Annotated in this window: 24 protein-coding genes and 1 pseudogene; 10 read left to right on the forward strand and 15 right to left on the reverse strand. The window is 69.9% G+C overall.

Annotation, left to right across the window (positions count from 1 at the left end; translation table 11 throughout):
- Window positions 1–118 precede the first annotated feature (118 nt).
- Window positions 119–1,867: an MFS transporter gene (locus ACGF2Y_RS04190; protein WP_392943109.1), complete on the forward strand. Its 1,749-nt coding sequence runs from the start codon at window positions 119–121 to the stop codon at window positions 1,865–1,867.
- A 335-nt stretch (window positions 1,868–2,202) separates the two neighbouring features.
- Complete coding sequence (locus ACGF2Y_RS04195; protein ID WP_392943111.1) at window positions 2,203–2,958, forward strand: TetR/AcrR family transcriptional regulator; 756 nt, start codon at window positions 2,203–2,205, stop codon at window positions 2,956–2,958.
- A 390-nt stretch (window positions 2,959–3,348) separates the two neighbouring features.
- On the opposite strand, the pseudogene ACGF2Y_RS04200 reads toward ACGF2Y_RS04195, so the two are convergent.
- Both ACGF2Y_RS04200 and ACGF2Y_RS04205 read right to left on the reverse strand, forming a co-directional pair.
- A pseudogene (locus tag ACGF2Y_RS04200) lies at window positions 3,349–4,998 on the reverse strand (MDR family MFS transporter); the annotation flags it as partial.
- 31 nt (window positions 4,999–5,029) lie between these two features.
- Window positions 5,030–5,542 carry a MarR family winged helix-turn-helix transcriptional regulator gene (locus ACGF2Y_RS04205; protein ID WP_392943299.1) on the reverse strand — a complete coding sequence of 171 codons (513 nt, stop codon included), beginning with the start codon at window positions 5,540–5,542 and terminating at the stop codon, window positions 5,030–5,032.
- Window positions 5,543–5,767: 225 nt separating this feature from the next.
- Here ACGF2Y_RS04205 and ACGF2Y_RS04210 point away from each other — a divergent pair, with 225 nt between their 5' ends.
- Window positions 5,768–5,983: a hypothetical protein gene (locus tag ACGF2Y_RS04210; RefSeq protein ID WP_392943113.1), complete on the forward strand. Its 216-nt coding sequence runs from the start codon at window positions 5,768–5,770 to the stop codon at window positions 5,981–5,983.
- A gap of 224 nt (window positions 5,984–6,207) precedes the next feature.
- Here ACGF2Y_RS04210 and ACGF2Y_RS04215 read toward each other — a convergent pair whose 3' ends face one another.
- The 10 genes from ACGF2Y_RS04215 to ACGF2Y_RS04260 form a co-directional block, all read right to left on the reverse strand.
- Window positions 6,208–7,068 carry a hypothetical protein gene (locus ACGF2Y_RS04215; RefSeq protein WP_392943115.1) on the reverse strand — a complete coding sequence of 287 codons (861 nt, stop codon included), beginning with the start codon at window positions 7,066–7,068 and terminating at the stop codon, window positions 6,208–6,210.
- A gap of 139 nt (window positions 7,069–7,207) precedes the next feature.
- On the reverse strand, window positions 7,208–8,074 hold the full coding sequence (locus tag ACGF2Y_RS04220) for an RNA polymerase sigma factor SigF (RefSeq protein ID WP_030579030.1): 867 nt from the start codon (window positions 8,072–8,074) through the stop codon (window positions 7,208–7,210).
- 234 nt (window positions 8,075–8,308) lie between these two features.
- Window positions 8,309–9,187: an RNA polymerase sigma factor SigF gene (locus tag ACGF2Y_RS04225; protein ID WP_392943116.1), complete on the reverse strand. Its 879-nt coding sequence runs from the start codon at window positions 9,185–9,187 to the stop codon at window positions 8,309–8,311.
- 198 nt (window positions 9,188–9,385) lie between these two features.
- Window positions 9,386–9,679 (reverse strand): Dabb family protein, encoded by a 294-nt coding sequence (locus tag ACGF2Y_RS04230; RefSeq protein ID WP_015610041.1) that lies wholly within the window; start codon window positions 9,677–9,679, stop codon window positions 9,386–9,388.
- A gap of 10 nt (window positions 9,680–9,689) precedes the next feature.
- The gene (locus tag ACGF2Y_RS04235; protein WP_392943118.1) at window positions 9,690–9,854 is read right to left on the reverse strand and encodes a hypothetical protein; all 165 of its coding nucleotides are present in this window, start codon (window positions 9,852–9,854) and stop codon (window positions 9,690–9,692) included.
- Window positions 9,855–10,276: 422 nt separating this feature from the next.
- Window positions 10,277–10,681: a type II toxin-antitoxin system VapC family toxin gene (locus ACGF2Y_RS04240; RefSeq protein WP_392943120.1), complete on the reverse strand. Its 405-nt coding sequence runs from the start codon at window positions 10,679–10,681 to the stop codon at window positions 10,277–10,279.
- Window positions 10,678–10,914, reverse strand: coding sequence for a hypothetical protein (locus ACGF2Y_RS04245; protein WP_392943122.1), 237 nt, complete (start codon window positions 10,912–10,914; stop codon window positions 10,678–10,680). Before ACGF2Y_RS04245 ends, ACGF2Y_RS04240 begins: the two co-directional genes overlap by 4 nt.
- 83 nt (window positions 10,915–10,997) lie before the next feature.
- Complete coding sequence (locus ACGF2Y_RS04250) at window positions 10,998–12,122, reverse strand: MarR family transcriptional regulator (RefSeq protein WP_392943124.1); 1,125 nt, start codon at window positions 12,120–12,122, stop codon at window positions 10,998–11,000.
- A 367-nt stretch (window positions 12,123–12,489) separates the two neighbouring features.
- On the reverse strand, window positions 12,490–13,068 hold the full coding sequence (locus tag ACGF2Y_RS04255) for an HD family hydrolase (RefSeq protein WP_392943126.1): 579 nt from the start codon (window positions 13,066–13,068) through the stop codon (window positions 12,490–12,492).
- Between the two features lie 46 nt (window positions 13,069–13,114).
- Window positions 13,115–13,429, reverse strand: a complete 315-nt coding sequence (locus ACGF2Y_RS04260) for a 4a-hydroxytetrahydrobiopterin dehydratase (RefSeq protein WP_392943127.1) — start codon at window positions 13,427–13,429, stop codon at window positions 13,115–13,117.
- Window positions 13,430–13,561: 132 nt separating this feature from the next.
- Here ACGF2Y_RS04260 and ACGF2Y_RS04265 point away from each other — a divergent pair, with 132 nt between their 5' ends.
- The 7 genes from ACGF2Y_RS04265 to ACGF2Y_RS04295 all read left to right on the forward strand — a co-directional run bounded on the left by ACGF2Y_RS04265 (window position 13,562) and on the right by ACGF2Y_RS04295 (window position 18,406).
- Window positions 13,562–14,200 carry an HAD family hydrolase gene (locus ACGF2Y_RS04265; protein WP_392943128.1) on the forward strand — a complete coding sequence of 213 codons (639 nt, stop codon included), beginning with the start codon at window positions 13,562–13,564 and terminating at the stop codon, window positions 14,198–14,200.
- Between the two features lie 45 nt (window positions 14,201–14,245).
- Entirely contained in the window at window positions 14,246–15,430 is a 1,185-nt protein-coding gene (locus ACGF2Y_RS04270) for a helix-turn-helix domain-containing protein (RefSeq protein WP_392943130.1), read from the forward strand.
- A gap of 297 nt (window positions 15,431–15,727) precedes the next feature.
- Window positions 15,728–16,027: a hypothetical protein gene (locus tag ACGF2Y_RS04275; protein WP_392943131.1), complete on the forward strand. Its 300-nt coding sequence runs from the start codon at window positions 15,728–15,730 to the stop codon at window positions 16,025–16,027.
- 220 nt (window positions 16,028–16,247) lie between these two features.
- Window positions 16,248–16,379 carry a hypothetical protein gene (locus ACGF2Y_RS04280; protein WP_392943133.1) on the forward strand — a complete coding sequence of 44 codons (132 nt, stop codon included), beginning with the start codon at window positions 16,248–16,250 and terminating at the stop codon, window positions 16,377–16,379.
- Window positions 16,376–17,488, forward strand: coding sequence for a methyltransferase domain-containing protein (locus ACGF2Y_RS04285; RefSeq protein WP_392943135.1), 1,113 nt, complete (start codon window positions 16,376–16,378; stop codon window positions 17,486–17,488). Before ACGF2Y_RS04280 ends, ACGF2Y_RS04285 begins: the two co-directional genes overlap by 4 nt.
- A gap of 325 nt (window positions 17,489–17,813) precedes the next feature.
- The gene (locus tag ACGF2Y_RS04290) at window positions 17,814–18,026 is read left to right on the forward strand and encodes a hypothetical protein (RefSeq protein WP_392943137.1); all 213 of its coding nucleotides are present in this window, start codon (window positions 17,814–17,816) and stop codon (window positions 18,024–18,026) included.
- A gap of 14 nt (window positions 18,027–18,040) precedes the next feature.
- Entirely contained in the window at window positions 18,041–18,406 is a 366-nt protein-coding gene (locus ACGF2Y_RS04295; protein WP_392943139.1) for a hypothetical protein, read from the forward strand.
- 891 nt (window positions 18,407–19,297) lie between these two features.
- Here ACGF2Y_RS04295 and ACGF2Y_RS04300 read toward each other — a convergent pair.
- From ACGF2Y_RS04300 to ACGF2Y_RS04310, 3 genes are all read right to left on the reverse strand, one after another.
- Entirely contained in the window at window positions 19,298–19,894 is a 597-nt protein-coding gene (locus ACGF2Y_RS04300) for a hypothetical protein (RefSeq protein ID WP_392943141.1), read from the reverse strand.
- A gap of 74 nt (window positions 19,895–19,968) precedes the next feature.
- The gene (locus tag ACGF2Y_RS04305; protein WP_392943143.1) at window positions 19,969–21,192 is read right to left on the reverse strand and encodes an AAA family ATPase; all 1,224 of its coding nucleotides are present in this window, start codon (window positions 21,190–21,192) and stop codon (window positions 19,969–19,971) included.
- 165 nt (window positions 21,193–21,357) lie between these two features.
- On the reverse strand, window positions 21,358–22,467 hold the full coding sequence (locus ACGF2Y_RS04310) for a cobalt-precorrin-5B (C(1))-methyltransferase (protein ID WP_392943145.1): 1,110 nt from the start codon (window positions 22,465–22,467) through the stop codon (window positions 21,358–21,360).
- Window positions 22,468–22,481: the final 14 nt, after the last annotated feature.

A 22,481-nucleotide genomic window follows, 5' to 3' on the forward strand; every position in this document is an offset into this window, starting at 1 on the left:
ACCCATATCGACTTGTACGTTGTACAAGGACTGCCTTACGGTGTACAACGACACGTCCTATACGCCGTACAACGCCCCCGGAGCGAGCTGTCACCGCACCGGAGCCCAAGGAGCCCGCATGACGGCGCCCGCCGCACAGCGACCAGATCTCGACCCCCACGGGCATCCGCAGCGCTGGCTGATCCTCGGCGTCATCTGCCTGGCCCAGCTCACGGTGCTGCTCGACAACACCGTCCTCAACGTCGCGATCCCCTCCCTCACCACGGAGCTGAACGCCTCCACCGCCGACGTGCAGTGGATGATCAACGCCTACTCGCTCGTCCAGTCCGGTCTGCTGCTCACCGCCGGCAGCTCCGCCGACCGCTACGGGCGCAAGAGGATGCTGATCGCGGGCCTCGCCCTGTTCGGCGTCGGCTCGCTCGTGGCCGGGCTCTCCCAGTCCTCGGGCCAGCTCATCGCCGCCCGCGCCGGGATGGGGATCGGCGGCGCGCTGCTGCTCACCACCACGCTCGCCGTCGTGGTCCAGATCTTCGACGACACCGAGCGGGTCAAGGCGATCGGGATCTGGTCGACCGTCAACTCCCTCGGCTTCGCGGCGGGGCCGCTGTTCGGCGGGTTCGTCCTCGACCACTTCTGGTGGGGCGCGATCTTCCTCATCAACATCCCGGTCGTCCTGATCGCCCTGGCCGCCGTCGTCCGGCTCGTACCGGAGTCGAAGAGCGGCCGGGGGGAACGGCCCGACCTGCTGGGCGCGCTGCTCTCCACGATGGGCATGACCGCCGTCGTCTTCGCGATCATCTCCGGGCCCGAGCACGGCTGGGCGTCCGGCCGGGTGCTGCTGACCGCGCTCATCGGGGCCGTGGTGATGGCCGGGTTCGTTCTGTGGGAGCTGCACATCCCGAACCCGATGCTCGACATGAACTTCTTCCGGAACCAGAAGTTCATCGGCGCGGTGGCGGGCGCGATCCTGGTCGCCTTCGGCATGGGCGGTTCGCTCTTCCTGCTCACCCAGCACCTGCAGTTCGTGCTCGGGTACGGGCCGTTGGAGGCGGGTCTGCGGACGGCTCCGATGGCGCTGACCGTGGTCGCCCTCAACCTGACCGGCCTGGGCGCCCGCCTCGTACGGAAGATGGGCACGCCCGTCGTCATCGGGACGGGGATGAGCTGTCTGGCGGCCGGACTCGCAGCGATCGCGCTGCTCGGCCGGCACGGTTACGGCGGCATGCTGTTCGGCCTGGTCGTGATGGGCGCGGGGATCGCCCTGGCGATGCCCGCGATGGCCAACGCCATCATGAGCGCCATCCCGCCGGCCAAGGCCGGGGTGGGCGCGGGGGTCAACGGGACGCTCGCGGAGTTCGGCAACGGGCTCGGGGTCGCGGTGCTCGGCGCGGTGATGAACGCCCGGTTCGCCGCGCTCGTCCCGGCCGCCGTCGGCGCCGCCTCACTGCCCGCGGCCCTGGCCGCCGCCGACGGGCCCGCCGCCCGGGAGCAGATCAAGGACGCCTTCGCCTCGGGCCTGGAGGTCAGCCAACTGGTCGGCGCGGTCGCGGTGCTGGCGGGCGGTCTGCTCGCCGCGCTCCTGCTGCGCCGTGCCGAACGGGCGGAGGCGCCGGCCGCCGGGGCCGGGGGGACGGCCGCCGGAGTTGCGGGGACGGCCGCCGGGGCTGTCGCCGGGACCACTTCCCCTGCGACTGTCCCCGCGACTTCCCCCGCAGCTTCCCCTGCGACTGCCTCCGTGACCGTCCCCGCGACTGCCGGGGCGACTGCCGGGGCGACCGCAGGGGCGGGAAGCGAGGCCGCCGCCGAGCGGGCCGACCGGCTGGAGAAGGCCGGGGACCGGGCAGACTCGCCAGGACCGGCGGCATAGCATCGGACGGGACGCGCGTACCGGACTGTCCGTGTCCGGTACGCCGCCCTTCACGGCAGGACTCGCCGGGTCCCGCCCTTCCCGGCAGGGCCCGCCAGGTCCCGCCTTCCGGCAGGACAGCTCGGTGGGCGGTCCGAGCAAGACGAGGAGAGTGCGCCATGGTGTCCGCGTCCGAGCCGGAGTCCGAGCCGGAGTCGGAGCCCGGCTCCGCGTCCGACTCCGCGTCTGCGTCCGGCTCCGAGTCTGCGTCCGGCTCCGCGTCTGCGTCTGACTCCGCATCCGCATCCGCATCCGCATCCGGCTCCGCACCCGAGTCCGGCCGCGCGAACAATGCCGTGCGGACCAGCGTATGGCTGGATCAGCGGGCGTCCTCGCGCTCGCGCAGGTCGGAGTCCCCGGCGGGCCTGGACCGTAACCGGATCACCGAGGCGTCGGTGCGGCTGCTGGACGCCGACGGCCTCGGCAAGTTCTCCATGCGCCGGCTCGCCGCCGAGCTGGACGTCACCGCGATGTCCCTCTACTGGTACGTCGACACCAAGGACGACCTCCTGGAACTGGCGCTCGACTCGGTCTACGCCGAGATCGCCCCGCCCCGCGAGGACGCCGACTGGCAGGACCGGCTGCGGCAGCTGGCCCGCAGCTACCGCGAACTCCTCGTCCGCCACATCTGGATCTCCCCGCTGGCCGGGACCTTCCTCAACATCGGCCCGAACTCCATGCTGTTCTCGTACGCCGTCCAGGACGTGATCCGGGCCACCGGCCTGCCCCTGGAACGGCAGACGGGCGCGCTCTCGGCGGTCTTCCAGTTCGTGTACGGATTCGGCACCGTCGAGGGCCACTTCAAGGCGCGGTGCGACGCGACCGGGCTCACTCAGGACGAGTACCACCAGCAGGCGATGGGCACGATCCGGGCACAGCCGCACCTGCGGGAGATCGCCGCGTCCTCCGACGCCCTGATGGCGGCCCGGGGCGGGACGACGGTCGAGGAGATGCGCGAGCGGGACTTCGTCTTCGCGCTGGACGTGGTGATCGCGGGCATCGAGGCGATGCGCGACCGGACCGGCTCCCCCGCCCGGCAGCCGCTCCAGTAGCCGGCCGCTTCGGTAGCCGCGCGCCACGTCCGCCGGCGGCTCGGCCCGCCGGCCCGCCCGTGGGGCACATGAGCCGGGCCCCGGGGCGGGTACGGCCGGCCGTCCCCTGCCTGCCGTAGCCGCCGCCGGGTCCCGTTTCCCCCGGTCGCGACAGCCTTTCCGCTGGAAGTGCCGTCCGACCAGGGGTCTTCGCGATCCCTCCACGTGCTCACGCGCAGCCCTTCAGGCGCACGCGCGCACCGGAGGGATCAGTCACTTACCCGGGTGGGCGAGTTCGGTGTCGTGCCCGCCGGCTCCGTACGAGCCAGAGCCAGAGGCGGTGGCCGAGCCAGAGACGGTGGCGGCAGCCTCGACGGCGACCGGAGGACCGGCGACCGGAGGACCGGCGACCGGGGCGTCGGCGGCCGGAGCGTCGGCGGAGGTGTCGTTCGCGGCGCTGCTCTTCAGCGCGACCTCCTTGATGAAGATCGTCACGATGAAGGCGACGAGCGCGGCCGGAGCGGCGTACAGGAAGACGTCGCCGACGCCGTGCCCGTACGCGGCCTCCATGATCAGCCGCAGGGGCTCGGGCAGCTTGTCCAGGTCGGGGATGCCCCCGCCGCCGGTGCCGCCGTGGCCGAACGCCGCACCCTCCGGGCCGAGGGCGGCGATGCCGTCCTTGACGTAGTGGGTGACCCGGTTGCCCAGGACCGCGCCGAGCGCCGAGACGCCGACCGCGCCGCCGAGGGACCGGAAGAACGTGACGACGGAGCTCGCGGAACCGAGGTCCTCGGGAGCGACCTGGTTCTGTGCGGCGAGAACCAGGTTCTGCATCATCATGCCGATGCCGAGACCCAGGACGAACATGAAGACCGCGACGTGCCAGTACGCGGTGTCGTACCGGATCGTGCCGAGCGTCCCGAGCCCGGCCGTGACCAGGAAGCCGCCGCTGACCAGCCACGCCTTCCAGCGCCCGGTCTTGGTGATGACCTGGCCGGAGACGGTCGAGGAGAGGAAGAGTCCCGCGATCATCGGGATGGTCATGACGCCGGACATCGTCGGCGACTCGCCGCGCGCCAGCTGGAAGTACTGGCTGAAGAAGACGGTGCCCGCGAACATCGCGACGCCGACGAACAGCGAGGCGATCGAGGCCAGCGTGATGGTGCGGTTACGGAAGAGGCGCAGCGGGATGATCGGCTCGGCGGCCCGCGACTCGATGAGGACGAAGACCAGGCCGAGCAGGACCGAGCCCGCGACCATCACGTACGTCTGCCACGACAGCCAGTCGTACTTGTCACCCGCGAACGTCACCCAGACCAGCAGCAGGGAGACGGCGGCGCTGATGAAGAACGCGCCGGACCAGTCGATCTTCACGCCCTCGCGCTTGACGACCGGGAGCTTCAGGGTCTTCTGGAGCACGATGAGGGCGATGATCGCGAACGGCACGCCGACGTAGAAGCACCAGCGCCAGCCCATCCAGCTGGTGTCGGTGATGACACCGCCGAGCAGCGGGCCGCCGACGGTGGCGACGGCGAAGACCGCGCCCAGGTAGCCGCTGTAGCGGCCGCGCTCGCGCGGGGCGATCATCGCGGCCATGACGATCTGCGCGAGGGCGGAGAGACCGCCGACGCCGATGCCCTGGACGACACGGCAGGCGATGAGCATGCCGCTGCTGGTCGACATACCGGCGACGACCGAGCCCAGGACGTAGATGACCAGGGCTATCTGGACCAGCAGCTTCTTGCTGAAGAGGTCCGAGAGCTTGCCCCAGAGCGGGGTGGTGGCGGTCATGGCCAGCAGCGAGGCCGTGACGACCCAGGTGTAGGCGCTCTGGCCGCCGCCGAGGTCGGAGATGATCTCGGGCAGGGCGTTGGAGACGACCGTCGACGACAGGATCGCGACGAACATGCCGAGCAGCAGCCCGGTCAGTGCCTCCATGATCTGCCGGTGTGTCATCGGCGTGCCGTCGGGGGCGTCGGAGGCGGTGGCGGCGGTGGTGCCCCCGTGCCCTCCGTGCTTGGCGTGGCCGCCCCGCACACCGGTGGGTGTGGTCCTAGCCATTGAGTTCCTTATCCGTGCGTATTTGCTTCTGTTACACAGGTGTACGGGTGTGTGTCTCGTCGCCGAGGCGGGTCCTGCACTCACCGGTGTGGCTTCCGGGGGCGCAGCCGCCGGATCCGCGACAGGCGAAGCTGTCGCGCAGCCGGGACAGCAGCGCGATGAGCCGGCCGACGTCGCCGTCGGACCAGTCCTGGAGGTTGTGGGCGAATATCTCGGTGGTCCGCCGGGTCAGCTCGTCGAGCTGCTCGTGCCCGCCGGGGGTCAGCCGCAGGATGCGGGACCGCTTGTCCGCCGGGTCCGGGGACCGTTCGATCCAGCCCCGATCGGCTACGTGGGCCACGTGGCGGCTGGTCACCGACATGTCCACGGACAGCAGCTCGGCGAGCCGGCTGATCCGCATCTCGCCGTGCCGGTCCAGGAGGGTCAGCACGGCGGCGGAACCCGCCGGACATTCGGCGGGCAGCGCGCGGGACAGCCCTCTCTTGACGGCCCCGACGGCGCTGAGCTGCCGGGCCAGTTCCTCGTAACTACTCCGTGCGGCCACGGGAACCCCCAGCACGCTCACGACTATGTTGTTGCTTAGGGCAACGATAGAAGCCATTGGTTGCTACAGGCAAACGAAAATGGCCTTGCAGAAGTAAAGGAACACAAAAGCCTCCGTAGGGTCGAGGTCAAGCCCGTTCTCCGCGGGTGCCGCCGCAGGTCGGGCGGGTTGCCGGGCGGCCCCGGGGGTTGGGCCGGGGGCCCGAGTTCGCTAGGGTCCTGCCCCATGGCACACAACCCCCACGCCCCTCACCCGGGCCCCGAGGGCAACCCCGATCCGGCGGGCAGCACGCAGATGTTCCGCGCCTTCGTCGACGAGGGCGAGCCGCAGCGCCGGCAGCAGCCCGCGGCGACCTCGTCCGGGCCGAGAACCGGGGTGATCGCGGCGGTGGTCGCGGTCGTCGCCGTCCTCGGTGCGGTGGCTTGGCTCGCACTGAGCTGACCCACGACGGCACAGCCGTATGACAGCACGGCCGTACGACGACACAGCCGCACGACGGCAGGCCGTACTTCTGCACGACACGACCGTGTGACAGCACGACCGTACGATCCGGCCGCACGGGGACGGGCAGCGGAGCCGCGACAACCGGCCGCCGTTCCGCACCCGGGCGGCCTTCGTACGTTCCGGCCCCGAGCACCCGCTCCCTTCACGGGCCCCGGCCCGGGTCACTCCCACACGGCGGAGACGTCCTGCGTCTCGACGCGCATCCCCAACGGAACCCGCCAGGACTCCACGCAGACGGTGTACGTCTCCGAGCGCGCCGAGCCCGCGCCGATCGGGGCGGGCAGGGGCCGGTACGAGGTGATGGTCGCCCAGTCGACGCCGAGGGCGCCGATGATGTGCGTGGCGAAGGTGACGGTCCCCGAGCGTGCCGGGGAGCCGCCGGTGTTGCGGAACTCCACGGTCACCTTCTCGCACCACCGCTTGTCCGCCGCCGCGCGCTGCGGGGCGCTCAGCTTCAGCGCGGCCGGGGTCGCGGGCGGCGGGGGAGGCTTCGGGGTGCCGGGGGTGCCGGCGGGCGGCGACCCGGTTCCGCTGCCCGGTTTCGAGGGCTTCGTGGGCGCCGAGGGCTTCGCGGGGGCCGAGGGCTTCGCGGGACCTGCGGGATTCGGGCCTGCCCCGTCGCGTGACCCGCCCCCCTGGCCGCCCGGCGTCTGCGTATGCCCCCCACCGGGCCCGTCCGGGGCGCGCCCGGACCCGCTCGTACTCGGGGAGGAGGGCGGGGGCGGGGACGTACCGCTGCCGCCCCGGCCACCGTTCTCGCCGTTCCCGTCGCTCCCGCTCCCGTCGAGGGGGGTGAGTGTCACCTTGCCCGAGGGCTCTCCGTCCCCGCCCGAGGGGCTCTTCGAGCCTTCGGCGGCCGCGCCCACGGCCACGTAACCGTCTCCCGGCCCGCTCCCGCAGCCGGACAGGAGGCCGGTGCCCAGACACAGCGCGGCAGCCGAGGCGGCGATGGCGCTGCCCCGGCGGCCGGCCGGGCCGTGTGCCGGGCGGGTCCGCGGGGTCTGACGTATCCGACGTCGCATCGCACCAGTGTGTCTGACGCACCGTCACATCTGAACCCTTGTGCAGAGACCGACGATCCTGCCGGTCCGTACCGGGCTCGGGCCGTCCGGTCCGGTGCGGGGCTCGGCCTGTCCGGTCCCGTCCGGTCCCGTACCGGGCTCAGTCCGCGATGAGCCCTTCCCTGAGCTGCGCGAGCGTGCGGGTCAGCAGCCGGGAGACGTGCATCTGGGAGATGCCGACCTCCTCGCCGATCTGTGACTGCGTCATGTTCGCGAAGAACCGCAGCATGATGATCTGGCGCTCGCGCGGGGCGAGCTTGGCCAGCAGGGGCTTGAGGGACTCGCGGTACTCGACGCCCTCCAGTGCCGTGTCCTCGTACCCGAGGCGGTCGGCGAGCGAGCCCTCGCCGCCGTCGTCCTCGGGGGAGGGGGAGTCCAGGGAGGAGGCGGTGTAGGCGTTGCCGACGGCGAGACCGTCGACCACGTCCTCCTCGGAGACCCCGAGCGCGCGGGCCAGCTCCGGCACGGTCGGCGAGCGGTCGAGCTTCTGCGCGAGCTCGTCGCTGGTCTTGGTCAGCGCGAGACGCAGCTCCTGGAGGCGGCGGGGGACCCGCACGGACCAGGAGGTGTCGCGGAAGAAGCGTTTGATCTCGCCGACGACGGTGGGCATCGCGAACGTCGGGAACTCCACGCCCCGTTCGCAGTCGAACCGGTCGATCGCCTTGATCAGGCCGATCGTGCCGACCTGGACGATGTCCTCCATCGGTTCGTTGCGGCTGCGGAACCGCGCCGCGGCGTACCGCACCAGCGGGAGGTTCAGCTCGATCAGTGTGTCCCGCACATAGGTCCGCTCCGGACTGTCCGTTCCCTCGGGGCCCGAGGCGGGGCCGAGCGCGGCGAGCCGCAGGAACAGGGAGCGGGACAGCGTGCGGGTGTCGATGGCTTCCGGCGAGCTGGTGAGCACGGCGGGTGCCGGCACGCTCTTCGTGAGCGTGAGCACCTTCGAGCTGCCCTGTTCTTCGGACATGCCACCCCCTTGAGGTCGCGGACGGTCGCGGTGGCCGCGACCATCGGAGGAACGCAGCCTCCACCTGAATACCGGAGGCGGGGCTGCGGCAAACGCGCTTCGAGCAGAATGTCACATGTCGGCAACGCGCTGTAGTGACTTGTCGACATGTCAGCGCCGAATCCGCCCTGGAAACAGGGGGTGTAGGCCTTTTATGCCGTCAGAACTGCTCTCTGCACGGTCTACCCGTTCCGGTTACGCCTCGATCCTGTTTGCGGATCTCAGTCGGGCGAAACTTCTGGCGAGAAGCCTTGACACGTGCATCTGGGAGACGCCCAGTTCCGCACTGATCTGAGACTGGGTCAAGTTGCTGTAGTAGCGCAGGAGGAGGATGCGCTGCTCGCGTTCGGGGAGCTGGACGAGGAGGTGCCGGACGAGGTCGCGGTGTTCGACGCCAGCGAGCGCGGGATCCTCGTAGCCGAGCCGGTCGAGGAGGCCGGGCAGTCCGTCGCCCTCCTGGGCCGCCTCCAGGGATGTGGCGTGGTACGAGCGCCCCGCCTCGATGCAGGCGAGCACTTCGTCCTCGGAGATCTTCAGCCGCTCGGCGATCTCGGCGGTGGTCGGGGAGCGGCCATGAGCGGTCGTCAGGTCCTCGGTGGCGCCGGTGACCTGGACCCAGAGCTCATGCAGTCGGCGGGGGACGTGGACGGTGCGCACATTGTCGCGAAAGTAACGTTTGATCTCACCGACGACGGTGGGCATCGCGAAGGTGGGGAACTGGACCCCGCGCTCCGGGTCGAACCGGTCGATGGCGTTGATCAGGCCGATCGTGCCGACCTGGACGACGTCCTCCATCGGCTCGTTACGGCTGCGGAACCGTGCTGCGGCGTAGCGCACGAGGGGGAGGTTCGCCTCGATGAGGGCGGCCCGGACCCGGCGGTGCTCCGGAGTGCCCGGCTCCAGGTCCTTGAGCTGGCCGAAGAGGACCTGGGTGAGCGCCCGGGTATCGGCACCGCGGGCCCTGGCGGGCCTGGCGGAGGGGTCGGGGGTCTCGGTCTGGATGTCCTCGGTCCGGACGGCCTGGACGGCCTGGCCGGTCTGGGGAGGCACTTGAGGCGCTGTACTGGCCGGCACGGTGACGCCACCCCTTCGCGGTCAACTACGGTCAACTCATCCGTCAAAAGCGGTCATAGCATCACAAGACATGTCCACTGTGTGCAAGCACCGCAAAGTGCCGTGTTGAGGTCATAAGGGTTTAAACAGAACAAAGAAACCCCCCGCCTGAACGGCGAGGGGTCGGCGCAACCGGGACGAACCGGCGAGGGGAAGGCGTCAGAAGGGATAGTCGGCGATCACCCAAGTGGCGAATTCCCGCCACTGTCCCGCGGCGGCCTGGTGGGCCGGGTGCTCGATGTACCGCTTGAGCGCGTCCTCGTCGGCGACGGCGGAGTTGATGGCGTAGTCGTACGCGATCGGCCGGTCGGTGATGTTCCAGGCGCACTCCCAGAACTCCAGCTCGGGGACCTGCCCCGCCAGCTCCCGGAAGGCCCGGTCCCCGGCGACGACCCGCGGGTCGTCCCGCTCGACGCCCTCGTTCAGCTTGAAGAGGACCAGGTGGCGGATCATCGTTCGTCTCCTACTTCACCAGCTCTGACATGAAGTCACCGACGCTCTGCGCGGCGGTGGAAATGCCTTCGAACCCTACCTGGACCAGCTCGGCGGCCCGCTGAGGCGACATGATGATCGTGTACAGCACGAAGATCATCAGTATGTAGATGATGACCGTCTTTGCCTTGGCCACAATCCTGCCTCCCCATCGACCCCGCATGCGATCGAGCGAGTCTATCCGCACGGATGGCCGTATCCGGTGGCCGTTTCTGATCACTGATGCGCTCTTTAAGGACCTACGGCCCCGCCATCAAGGCCCTTTGCCCGGCCTCACGGCTCCTGCCGCCCGGCAGGATGGACACCGGAAGCCCGAGGGGACCAGGCAGGACCCGGAGGGCCGGAACAGGGCCTCTCCGTGGGCTCACCGCCGCGCGATACCCCCTGACCGCGGCGGACGGCCGGCAGGCCCTGTTCTCACCGGGGGAAGCGGCTTGTCCCCCCGATGCCGCTTCCCCCGACCAGACCCGGAGCGCCCGGCCGCCGCACATCCTCTGTGCGGCGGCCGGGCACTCTGCTGTCCGGCGTCACTGAACGGGGAGGGCCGTTGGCAGGGCCTCAGCTGTCCCGCAGATCAGTCACCGCGCAGCGAAGGCCGGGGGCTCCCGCGAGCTTCCGGTCCGCTGTGACGAGTTCGGCGCCCAGTGTCTCTGCCAGGGCGATGTAAGCGGCGTCGTAAGGCCACATGTTGTGTCGGAGCTCCCAGATGCGAGGCATGAGGGGCGTGTGGTCGTAGCGGTGCAACTGCATGTGGCCCAACAGGTCCAGCGCGTGGGTGGCCTCGTTCTCGGGAAGCTTGTTTCCGCGAACCAGGCCCCGCAGGACCGAAGCGCACTCCAGGTCTACTGCGTGCGGGGCCGCGAGCCGGTTGCCGGCCGTGTGGCTCCGGACCCGCTCGGCGAGGGGGTCCGACCCCACGAGGAACTCCACGAGCGCGGAGGTGTCGAGAACCTGCACCTTCACGAACGCGCCTCACGCATCTGGGCCAGGGCCTCGGATACGTCGTCGGCAGTGACCTGTCCGCGTGCGGCGATCCCGCGTGCCTGCTCGGCTGCTTCCTCCGGGGTCAGCAAGGCCGCTTCGCCAACCAGGAGCTGCAGGAGGTAAGCCTGCAGGGACTGTCCGGACCGGGCGGCCCGGACCTTCAGGGTCGTCATCGTCTCGTCCGGGACCGCTCGGAGATGAATGGTAGCCATGCAAGCATCTTAGTCCCACTGCGTGCATTCTGCTAGCGCCTTTGATCGGCTGGGAGACGCGAGCTGATCCGCGATTTCCGGTCTCAGACGGGTTTGAGGAGGTCGCGGAGGTTGGCCATGCGGGCTTTGATGTCGGCGATTTCGGTGGGGTGGGTCGGGGTTTTGGCGGTGGTGGAGTGGTGGTGGGTGCGGCAGGGGTGGCAGAGGCCGTCGGGGAGGGCTTCCGGGGGGCCGGGGCGGCCGCAGTCGGTGCATTCCAGGAGGATGCGGCGGTGTGGGGTGGGGGTGGCGGGGTGGGTGTTCTCGGTGGGCAGTTGGGGTGGGATTTTGTCGGTGAGGCGGCGGCGGAGGAATCCGAGGGGGCTGTCGATCCTGGCGGGGAGTCCTGCGGTGAGGGCGCTGGTCAGGTAGTCGCTGGTGACGCCCCGGGCGAGCCATTCCGCCGCCTGTGGTTCGAGGGTGGTGCAGTCGTCGGCGGAGAGGGTGAGGCGGTGGTCGTCGCGGCCCAGGCGGGCCAGGGCGAGATAGGCAGGGGAAGGGCCGGCTGCGAAGGTGGGAGCTACGGAGGTGGGGGGCGTCGCGGGGGCCGTGTCCGGTGCGGGCGTCGCGGGCTCGGCGTCCGGTGCCGGTCCCCGGCTCCGGTTCCGGGTGCGCTGCTGCGGTACGCCGGTGGGCTCGGGCACCGGTTCCGCACCGGGGCCCTGCGGGGCGGGCGGTGGCGGTTCCTCGGCCGCGCCCCACGGCGGCGGCGGTGCCGCGTCCGGGGCCGGGGCACCCGGTGAGGAGCTGACGGTGAGGGTGGCTTTCTCGGTGGCGAGGTAGGTGTTCCACCACTCGTTGTCGTGGGCGGTGCGGGACCAGAAGGTGCGGAAGACCCAGCGGGTCTCGTCGCCCGCACCGACGACCGGGCACCGTACGCGCCGCAGGTGCCCGGCGACGGACAGGGCGGTCAGGGCGGTGGAGATGGCCTGCTGCCCGTAGAGCGGGAGCTGCTTGGCCAGGTGCTTCACGCTCATCGCCGCGCCCTCGGGGAGGTGGTCGACGAACCCGGCGACGTACCGCTCACGCGTCGGCAGCAAAGCGAAATCATCACGCGCACGGGGGAGTTGGTCGGGTGTTGTGCGTTTGCCGTAGCCGGGCTTGGCCATCGGGTACGCGGCGGAGCGTGCGGGGGTATGCAGGGCGGAGCTAGGGTGCTGTGTAGCCACGGGGTCGCCTTCCACGGGAGCGATCTTGCGGTGAGACCCCGGCCTGGTGCTTGCAACACCGTGTCGGGGTCGTTTGGTTCTCGCACCGTAAGCAGTCGTGACGCTGCGCCGCAAGCTGTCACGATTAGTCATACTTCCCGGCCGCGACGAGGGCAGGGAGGAGGGGAGGTTTTCCCCAAACCCCTTCATCTACCCACCGGTTAAAGAAGGCGCTCGAACCCCGGGTCCCGCATCCCGACACCCGAAGCCTGAGCCCCGAGCCTCGGGCCGGGGCACTGCCCGCGTACACCCGGAAGAGTGAACGGGCTCTCCCGAAGCCCGAGGCTCGGAACCCGGGTTTCGAGAGCGGAGTCACGGGCCTGGGCTGCTACTTGCCCTCGCCCAGGGCGGTGCGCAGCCAGTCGAGGCTTGCTTGTGCCAGGAGTTCGTCGGCCAGGCGGTTGGCGGTCCCGGTGACGAGGCGGGCTCGGCTGTTGTCGATCCAGCGCTGGACGTTCTCGTAGCCCTGGGCCCTGTACTCGATGCCCTGGAGCATGCACTCCAGCTTGTCCGCGTCCTGGGCACAGACCGCCTCCGGCGACTCCTTCGCCTCGTACTCCGCGACCAGCTCGCGGACCGCCGAGGCCAGCACCTCGGGCATGCCCGCCGTCTGGTCGGCGGTGACCTCCTGCGGGTCGCCGGCGGGCGCGTACTTCTTCCCGAGATGGTTCACATCGCCGGTCCGGCTCTCCTGCGTGTCGTGCCAGACGGCGAGGTAGGCGGCGCGGGCGGGGTCCGCGCCCTCCAGCTTCGCGATGACCGTGGCGATCAGCGCCGTACGCCACGAGTGCTCGGCGACGCTCTCGGGGTCACGTACCCCGGCCATCCACCAGCCGGTGCGCCGCGTCTGCTTGAGCGTGCCCGCCTCGTACAGGAAACGGCCCACCGCAGACAGGTCGTCAGCCACGACCCCCTCCTCTCACGCCTCGGCGAGGCGGATCTGCTTGCCCTGATCAGGCGTTGTGAGGCTGCGACTGGTGCGCCGCCGCGATCCGGTCGATCCGTGCGGCCAGGTCGAAGTCGGCTGCGGTCAGCCGGTGCCCGGCGTCGTGCGTCGTGATCGCGAACCGCACGTGGTCCCACCGCAGGTCGATGTCCGCGTGATGCCCGACGAGCCGTTCGACGTCCGCGACGTTCACGATCAGCGAGACGCCACCGTGGTAACGCATTTCGAACGTGCGGGTGATCGCGTCCCCTTCGCGCGCCCAGCCCGGTAGCTCGGCCAGCCGTAGGGTGATCTCCTCGTCCGGCAGTGGATCCTTGCCCATCGTCAGTTCCCCTCGGTCCCCGGTGCCAGGATCTCCGCGATGCCCCGGCCGACCGGGGCATCGTGCCACGGAGTCCCGGGCACATGGCCGGGAGGATGTCGCGATACCTGGCTGTCGCCCTAGGCTCGACGTGTGAAGACGTTCGTGTTCGACATAGGTGAGACTCTCGTCCGAGACGACCGCTACTGGGGTTCCTGGGCCGACTGGCTCGGCACGCCCAGGCACACGCTGTCCGCCCTTGTCGGTGCCGTGACCGCCCAGGGGCTCGACAACTCCGAAGCGCTGAAGCTTGTGAGGCCGGGCATCGATATTCCGGCCGAATACGCGGCCCGTGAGGCAGCCGGACGAGGTGAACGTCTCGATGAGGATGACCTGTACGAGGACGTCCGCCCGACGCTTGCGACGCTACGGCAACTCGGGATGCGCGTCGTCGTCGCGGGCAACCAGACCGTGCGCGCGGGCGAATTGCTCCGGTCACTCGACCTGCCCGCCGATCTCGTCGCAACCTCTGAGGAGTGGGGCTGCGCCAAGCCTTCGGCGGAGTTCTTCGCGAAGGTCCTGGAGGTGTCCGGTGTTCCCGCGAGAGACACCGTGTACGTCGGCGATCACCCCGCGAACGACACGTTCCCTGCCGCCAGGGCCGGGCTCCGGACCGCACACATCCGGCGCGGCCCCTGGGGGTACCTATGGGGCACTGACGACCAGGTGCACGCGTCTGCCGACTGGGTGATCCAGTCGCTCACGGAACTCACCGCAATTGCCGGAAAGTAAGAGGAATCAGCCTCCACAACGTCATCGCGTGCGTACGGTCAGTGGGTGTCTTCCGACAGCCCGCAGGAGATCGGCAGGCGGATCGCCGCCTGCCGCCGTGCACACCGGTACACCCAAACCGCACTCGCGGCGGCCTCTCATGTGTCCTACGCCATGGTTCGCGCCATCGAGCGAGGTGCCCGCCGGCCCAGCGACGAGCTACTCGAAGCGATCGCGGACGTTCTTCAGGTGGACGTCGCGCGTCTGCGCACGGATCACGGCGGCACGGAGCGACGCGTCCACCGGGCGCTGCCGGCCCTGTCGGAAGCGATCGCCGGGTACGACCTGGCTCTGGGCCCGCCGGTGCGTAGACCGGAAGGACTGGCAGATGAGATCACCACGGCGGTGGGCTGGCGTCTCGCTGCCCAGTACGGCCGGATCGCTACCGCCATCCCTGGTTTGCTGACCGATGCGATTCGGTACGTTCACACCGCTCCTGGTGCCGAACACCAGGATGCCGCGCGGATGCTGGCCTCTGCTGCTCGAACCGCCGATGCGGTCGCCTACAAGCACGGGGCACATGACCTCTCCGCGCGCCTCATCGACCTGATGCGCTGGGCAGCCGACCGCGCAGCAGACCCCCTCGTCCAGGCGACCGCCTCATATGTTCGCGCCGAGACGTTCTTCGCCGCCCGCGCTCACACAGCCGGCCTGGTAGCGCTGGAGCAGGCCATCGAGGCCGCCCCGCCACCGGACGGACGCACACGGGCAGCCGTTCGCGGCGCACTCCACATGAGGGCCGCAGTGATCGCGAGTCGCGCCCAGAACGTAGGAGCGGCCGACACTCACCTGGCTCATGCCCGCCAGCTGAGCGAACAAGTCGGCCGAGAAGGCAGCTATCTGGGCACGGCCTTCGGGCCTGAAAGTGTCCGCATCCACGAGGTGTCCGTCGCGGTCAGCCTCGGACCTGACCACGCCGACCGGGCTCTCCGTGCCGCCGCCGCATGGACACCGGGCATCGATCTGCCGGCCGAGCGCCGCAGCGGGTTCTACATTGAACTCGCCAGGGCTCAGGATTGGGCGGGCCGCCCCGTAGATGCCTTCACCAGCCTCCGGATGGCACGTGCTACGGCACCCCAGCACACGCGCGAGCACCCTTGGACGCGCGAGGTCGCCCGAAATCTACGCCGCTTCCATCGCTCCGACTCCGAGAGTCTGACGCACTTCGCCCACTGGGTTGGAGCGGTCTGAACCGTGCCGGGCTGCTACACGCTGTAGCAGTCAGGCCTCGTCCTGGCATCCATGCTCTATCCGTCCGCACCAGACGGGTAGTTGAGGAGACTGGATGAACATTCCCGTGCTCGTGGAGCAACTGAAGATCGCCCAGCCGCATGCCGAGGCAGGCCGCGCGAGGAGCAGCGAGAGCGAGAGCGACGACACCGCCTACAGGACGTGGCTCGGGCACACCCAACGTTGCCCGACCTGCCGTGCCGGAGTGTCGTGTTCGACGGCTGTGGGTTTGGGCCGGGCGTGGCGGGAGGCCCGCGGATGAGGTGTTATGCGGAGGGCGGCGTGCATGACTTTCCGGTCGAGGACGGGTCGGGTGCCTATTGTCCGGAGCACGGGGTGACGTTGTTGTGGCGTGGTGATCCGATCACCGCCGTCGATGTGGCCGATGGGGCGGGCGCCCACCTGGGCGGGCTGTCGGCCGGGGCGGACGGTCCGTGCGGCGTCGCCTGTCGCAGTGCTTCGGTGTCGGGTCTGCCTGCCGTGCATGCCCTGTGCCGGCGGCCGGACTGTGTCTGCCTGTGCCATGCGCAGGCCGCTGTTCTCCGGGGTGCCGGATGAGGGTCAGCCTGTCGGTGACGGATGTCCGTACCTGTGAGGCGTGTTGGCGTTCCCCGGTCACCGCCGTACGGCACACCGTCCAGGGCCGGGACCTTCTCTGCCGGGCGTGTGCCGAGAGCGGCCGTCCGTGCCGCGTCGGCCTCTTCCCGCCGTACGGGATCTACCGGCTGCACCGCCGCCCCGCCGATCGAACCATTCCACCGAGCAGAGGAGTTGGACGATGACCACCACCCCCGTACAGGCTGAGGGCGGCAAGCACGGCGGGCCGCCGTCGGACAAGCCGTGGACGCCGCCGTCGGAGCCGAAGCCGTCCCCGGACGGCAGCCGCCCCACGTACGTCCCGCAGCCATGAGCACCCCACACCAGGTGCCCACCTACCCGGATCTGGGCCAGGCTCTTGCCGATCGCGGGCTGCTGAGCGGCCGTTGGCGGCGGGTGTTCGAGGCCGTGCCGCGCAGCCGGTTCGTTCCGCCGGACGTCTGGAGGCAGTTGCCCGACCGGTGTGAGCCGGTGGTGGGGACGGACGCCTGGCTGGCCTTGGTGAACAGTGACGAGCCGGTCGTCACGCAGCTCGACGACGGGGCCGTGGGCGGGCCCGGTGCCGCCACGTCGTCGAACTCGATGCCCTCGATGGTCGCCCGGATGCTCACGCTGCTCGATGTCGATGACGGGATGCGGGTGCTGGAGGTCGGCACCGGCACCGGGTACGTCGCCGCGCTGCTCTGTGAGCGGCTCGGTGACGATCTGGTCCACAGTGTGGAGGTGGATGCGGTGGTGGCCCGGCAGGCGGCCGGCGCTCTCGCGGAGGCCGGGTACCGGCCGCATCTGCGGGTCGGGGACGGTGAGCGGCCCTGGCCCGGCCTGGGACCGGTGGACCGGCTGATCGCCACGTGCGCGCTGCGGTACGTCCCGTACGCGCTGCTGCGGCAGGTCCGGCCCGGCGGGGTCGTCGTGGCCCCGCTGGCCCGGGAGTTCTGGTCGGGTGCGCTGGTCCGGCTCCGCGTTCAGGATGACGGTACGGCGGTGGGCCGGTTCTGCGGCGGGGCCACGTACATGCCGATGCGGGCCCATCGCGTACCCGATCTCCACGAGGTACGGGGCCAGGGGCGGGCCCGTGCGGCGGGCCTGGACCCCGCGCGGCTCCTCGGCCTCGGGTTCGCGCTGTTCGCGGGGGCGCGGCTGCCCGGCGTACGCCTCATCCACCAGGACACCGATGAGGGTGTTCAGGTGTGGGTGACCCGGGAGGACGGAGGCGCTGCGACGGCCGCCACGGGGGAGGAGGTGTGGCAGTACGGGCCCGGGTTCCTGTGGGAGAAGATCGAGCAGACCTGGTGGGAGTACGAGTCAGCGGGACGGCCCGACGCCCAGCAGTTCGGGCTGACCGTCACCGACCGGGGACAGCACGTATGGCTCCGCGACCCGCGCGAGATCATCCGGCCTGGTAGGAGGCACCCGGTATAGGGGCTCAGCTCTGTGCAGGTACCACGATGAGCTGGAGTATCTCCGACAGCAGGGCACTGCCCGCGTGCGTGGGTCCTACCGCTATGCACTCGCGATGCAGGGGCGCTCGGCGCGGCGCAACAAACAGGCCGAGTGGCCCCAACTCCATCTGCGCCGGAGCCACTCTGCGGGGTGTGCCAAGGCTGGTGCGCAAGTGTGTTCACAAGTAGCACAGTCGGCAGGGCGTGAAGCGGGCGCATCAGTGCCGGCGGGGCTGCGGGCGTCGCAACCAGGCGTCTGTCGTGCTGAGAGTGAGCACCGCAACCAGGATCGGCGCAGGGGCGCGGTGCTGACGGACTTGGCGGCGATCGGGGCGAGACGGCGAGACCCCGAGCAGGTCGTCGCGTACGGCAAGGAGGCCGTCGCCCTGGCGCGAGCATCCGGATCCGGATACGTCGTCCGTAGACTCCGCAACCTGTACGGCGAGTTCGGCCCGCTGAGCCGTGACCACCGCGTGGCGGAGCTGGGGGCGGAGATCGCCGCGCTGGGTACACCGTGACGAGAGGGAATGGCATGTCGCAGACCGAGGGTGCACGACTGTTCCGGGAAGCCTGGATCGCGGGAGTGCGTCGGCATTTCCCCGGCGAGCCGAAGGCCGGTTACGTCACCCCGTGGGAGGACACCCTGCAGTGGGAACGCGAAGCGGCCGGGGCTGTGTACGAGCAGGTGCGTCAGTTCGTCGAGATCAGCGGTGGGCATGCTTCCCGGCTTTCGCGTGAACAGCGCGGGCGCTTCGTCGCGACCTGCTGGACGGCCCAGATGTTCAAGCACTTCGAAGACCCCAAGCCGGGCTACGTCGCGGACTGGCCCGGACTTCCGGCCTGGCAGCAGGAAACCGATGCCGACGTTTTCGACGCCATCGAGAAGGGACAGCCCTGAGCCGACCGGGTCGGTGTTCTGCATCAGGTCCGGCCCGTGTCCTGCTACTCCCGTACGGGAAGCGACGACGCCCGGACCGGAGACGCCGCCCCGCCTGCCGTGGAGGCCGGGCGTGATCCGGACGGCTGGCGGGAGCGGCTCGCTGTCGCCACGTCGGGAGCCTGGGGGATCCGGGGCTTCGTAGGGAGCCCTGCCCTCGCCCCACCACCGCCCGGTCGATCCAGATCACGTCGACCGCGACCGGCGCGCCCCGCAGCGCGGCTCATAGGCGTATTGGACATCTTTGGAGCGACCTACGGGTGCAATATCCGAGAACGATCTTAAGTGCCTCTTTGATCGATCTCGGTCACGATAAAGCGGACTTGTCGATGTTCGCTTCGCATGGTGCTGCCCATGGGGCTTTCAGACTAGTTCGGGGTGGGTGGGTGGGTGGGGTGGAGGGCGAGGTGTTTGGCGCTGTTGCGCGCTGATTCCATGAGCCGACTGGCGGAGGGCTGGTGAGTACCCCCGCGTGCGCGGGGACCACCGGGCCACCCGAGTTGCACTCGGAAGCCAATATTCCGTCACCCGGGACCACCCCCGCATGCGCGGGGACCACAGTTCGTGACCTGCGGGTTCATGCGGCCGAGGGGCTGTTTTTACTTACTTCTTGAGAAACGGACGTAACCCCCCTTATGCGGCAAACCGTCCTGGCTTAAAGCTGGGCATGTTCAGGAGTGATTCTGCCCTTTGCCGGCCGTGAGAGGCGTCTCGTTCTCTGCAAGAGGAAGGGCGTACCTCGCGGGCGGCCGGATGTTCAAGCACGTCGAACGGCCTGGCCCGACGGTATGCGTGCGAGAAGGCCGACGGCGGGGGCAAAGCAGCGGAGCGGTCCCGGGGTAGGGGCGGGAGTCAGCGGCCGGGCGGGCGGGGGACCTTCCAGGCGCGGATGTCCGCGATGAATTCCTGGTAGGAACGATTCGAGCCCTTGGGTTCGGTGAGCAACCCTTGCGCCAGGGCTCTGGACACGATCTCCGGGCCGTCGCTCTCCCTGAAGCGGGGGCTCGTGAGGAGACCTTCGAGATCTTCCTTCGGATTCTGGCGACGCCCGCTGTCCTTGCCCTTCCACGTCGCTGGAATCTTCCAGGAAGCCCGGTGCAGCGTGAACGCCTCGGGAAAGAGGAGGAGCCAGGCTTCGGACTCGGCGGCGGCGAGCGCGTACACGGATGAGGAGTCGCCGGCCGCCTTGCCCAGCGCGGCCGAGACAGCCTTTCGTGCGGCGTCGTAAGCAGGGCCGGGGCAGGCATCCATGTCTTCGTGCACGGCGATCCCGACGAACTCGCCCGCCTTCAGAAGGGCTTTGCCTCGCGCCTTGCTGACCAGGGCGTTCGCTGCTGTGGCCAGTTCAGCGCCCGACTTCTTCCGTAGGCGTACGGGGTCGGTGATCTCGGTGAGAGTGACGGCAGCGGCAAGGGCCGGATGGGCTGCCTTGATGAACGCGGCGAGCATGCGGCGATCGTTCGCGCTTTCGCCCGCAAGCACGACGACGCCCCGGCCGGACGGCTTGGATATCCGCCTGCGACTCACAGCTCGTCCTCTGTCAGGTCGCCCCCCAGCACGCCGGAGAACCACAGCTCGCCGAGGGGCTGGTCACCTGTCTCCGCAACGATCGTCCGGATCTCGGTCGTCGTCAGGGCGGGGATGATGGAAGCTCCGTCCTCGTCCCGATCGCACACGATGAACTCGTGGGGTTCCAGTCGGTCGACGAGTGCGGGAGAGTGCGTCGCCACGATGAACTGCGTGCGCGCCGAGGCTTCCCTCATCCGCTCCACAATGAGTTCGAGAGCTTGCGGGTGCAGGCCGTGGTCGATCTCCTCGACGCATGTCAGGGCCGGTGGCTGAGGGTCGTAGAGCATGGCCAGGAGACCCAGGAGGCGTACGGTCCCGAATGAGGCATCAGCCAGCGGAGTGGGCCGGCGCAGGCCGCGTTCGCGAAGCACCACCGCCAGGCGATCGGCGAAGCCCCCGACCTGCTCGAACTCGATGGCATCCAGCTGCGGAAGAACGCGGCGGGCATCGTGTGTCAGATGATCCCAGCGCTCCTCGTCGGTGCTGAGCTGGATCAGGAACGCCGCAAGGTTCCTCGCGTGCGGCTCCAGCCGGCCGGCATTGATCGAGTGGGTGCGTGTCGGCTGTCGAGCAGCCGTGAGGTCCACGTCGAAGACCCTGAAGGACGACAAGCGCTCCGCGACCCTCGTCACTTCCTCCCCGCCGTCCGACCGTCCCAGCCGGGGCAGGGTGGACAGTCCGCTGCTCAGCCGCTGGATACCGAACTTGCCTCCGTCGGACTCACGGCCGGCCCTCTTGTCCACGACTCGGGCTTCATCGCCGGAGATCGTGATCCGACGGCCCCGGCCCTGAGTTCGCTTGAACTGGAAGCTCTCCTGGCGTGACAAGGTGTAGGAATCGCGACTGCCAGGCAGGGAACGCCTGCGAATGGTCAGTGAGTACTCGTCCGGAGCTTTCGCGCTCGCATGCGTGGTCCAGTCCGCTGTGAGACGAACAACCATGGAAGTGGGCGGCTTTTCGCCTCCCCAGAAGGCTACTTCGTCGAATCCGCCGCGCTCGTCGAGCGCCGGCTGCAGGTCGGTGCGGATGATCGCAGCAAGGAAGTCGAACACCTTGAGTACGTTCGACTTGCCCACCCCGTTGGGGCCCACCAGGACGGTGAGCGGCCCGAGGGGGATCGTCACATCACGAAGGCTGCGGAAGTTCTCGACGTGTAGTTCCAGAAGACGGCCGGACATGGGATGAACCTATCGGGTAGCAGGTCGCCGGGCGGCGCAAGTGCCTTGAGGAACAGCGTCCAGCCTGATGTGCTCGGGTGGCGACAGCCTCTGTGCAGCGTAGACCGTGCGGCTGACACGACATTTTCGGCGGTGCGAAGCAGGGAAGGCCGATGCTTCACCGCCCTACCCCCGCCCCACCACCACCCCCGCCCGGTCGATGCAGATCACGTCGACCGCGACCGGCGCGCCCCGCAGTACGGCGAGGGCCTCGTCGCGGGCCCGTGCCGCCACCAGGTCGCCCAGCGGGACCCCCGCCGCCTCGCACAGGCGCAGTGCCTCCAGGCCCGTGTTGGCGGTGGTGATCCGGGAAGCCAGCGGTTCGTCCGCGCCGCCCCGGCGGGCCAGGGCGGCCAGGAAGGGCTTGTCGACCTGGGAGCGGGCCGAGTGGAGGTCCAGGTGGCCCGCGGCGAGTTTGGAGAGCTTGGCGAAGCCGCCGCAGATCGTCAGGCGGGCGACGGGATGACGGCGTACGTATTTGAGGACCGCGCCCGCGAAGTCGCCCATGTCCAGCAGTGCGATGTCCGGCAGGCCGTACTCCGCGGTCACCGTCTTCTCCGACGTCGAGCCCGTGCAGCCCGCCACGTGCGTCAGGCCCGCCGCCCGCGCCACGTCCACGCCCCGGCGGATCGAGTCGATCCAGGCCGAGCAGGAGTACGGGACCACGACGCCCGTGGTGCCCAGGATCGAGAGGCCGCCCAGGATGCCGAGGCGGCCGTTCCACGTGGAGCGGGCGATCTCCTCGCCGTGGTCGACCGAGACCGTGATCTCCACGTCCCCCGACCCGCCGTGCTCGGCCGCCACCCGCTCCACGTGCTCGCGCATCAGCCGGCGCGGGACCGGGTTCACCGCGGGTTCCCCGACGTCCAGCGGCAGGCCGGGAAGGGTGACCGTACCGACGCCCGGCCCCGCCCGGAACACCACGCCGGAGCCCGGCGGCAGCCTCCGTACCGTCGACCTCACCAGCGCCCCGTGCGTCACGTCCGGGTCGTCGCCCGCGTCCTTGACCACCCCGGCGCTCGCCTGCCCGGCCGCCAGCTCCTCCACCGCCAGCGCGAACGCCGGTGTCTGGCCCTTCGGCAGCGTGATGCTCACCGGGTCCGGGAAGTCGCCGGTCAGCAGTGCCGTGTACGCGGCCGTCGTCGCCGCCGTCGCGCAGGCCCCGGTCGTCCAGCCGGGGCGCAGGCCGGTGTGTTTGAGTTGGGCACTGCGACCGCCCCGCGCCTCAGCGTTCATGAGAAGAGTCCGTT

The sequence above is a fragment of the Streptomyces sp. NPDC048142 genome, from assembly GCF_043202835.1.
Classification (GTDB): domain Bacteria; phylum Actinomycetota; class Actinomycetes; order Streptomycetales; family Streptomycetaceae; genus Streptomyces.

Bases quoted from the DNA above. Each gene is read 5' to 3' on its own strand.
- ACGF2Y_RS04230 (WP_015610041.1), bottom strand. From the start codon at position 9,679: ATGATCCGCCACCTGGTCCTCTTCAAGCTGAACGAGGGCGTCGAGCGG.
- ACGF2Y_RS04275 (WP_392943131.1), top strand. From the start codon at position 15,728: ATGAGGTGTTATGCGGAGGGCGGCGTGCATGACTTTCCGGTCGAGGAC.
- ACGF2Y_RS04280 (WP_392943133.1), top strand. From the start codon at position 16,248: ATGACCACCACCCCCGTACAGGCTGAGGGCGGCAAGCACGGCGGGCCG.
- ACGF2Y_RS04220 (WP_030579030.1), bottom strand. From the start codon at position 8,074: ATGTCCGAAGAACAGGGCAGCTCGAAGGTGCTCACGCTCACGAAGAGC.
- ACGF2Y_RS04295 (WP_392943139.1), top strand. From the start codon at position 18,041: ATGTCGCAGACCGAGGGTGCACGACTGTTCCGGGAAGCCTGGATCGCG.
- ACGF2Y_RS04300 (WP_392943141.1), bottom strand. From the start codon at position 19,894: ATGCTCGCCGCGTTCATCAAGGCAGCCCATCCGGCCCTTGCCGCTGCC.
- ACGF2Y_RS04260 (WP_392943127.1), bottom strand. From the start codon at position 13,429: ATGGGCAAGGATCCACTGCCGGACGAGGAGATCACCCTACGGCTGGCC.
- ACGF2Y_RS04215 (WP_392943115.1), bottom strand. From the start codon at position 7,068: ATGCGACGTCGGATACGTCAGACCCCGCGGACCCGCCCGGCACACGGC.
- ACGF2Y_RS04190 (WP_392943109.1), top strand. From the start codon at position 119: ATGACGGCGCCCGCCGCACAGCGACCAGATCTCGACCCCCACGGGCAT.
- ACGF2Y_RS04245 (WP_392943122.1), bottom strand. From the start codon at position 10,914: ATGGCTACCATTCATCTCCGAGCGGTCCCGGACGAGACGATGACGACC.
- ACGF2Y_RS04210 (WP_392943113.1), top strand. From the start codon at position 5,768: ATGGCACACAACCCCCACGCCCCTCACCCGGGCCCCGAGGGCAACCCC.
- ACGF2Y_RS04285 (WP_392943135.1), top strand. From the start codon at position 16,376: ATGAGCACCCCACACCAGGTGCCCACCTACCCGGATCTGGGCCAGGCT.
- ACGF2Y_RS04310 (WP_392943145.1), bottom strand. From the start codon at position 22,467: ATGAACGCTGAGGCGCGGGGCGGTCGCAGTGCCCAACTCAAACACACC.
- ACGF2Y_RS04305 (WP_392943143.1), bottom strand. From the start codon at position 21,192: ATGTCCGGCCGTCTTCTGGAACTACACGTCGAGAACTTCCGCAGCCTT.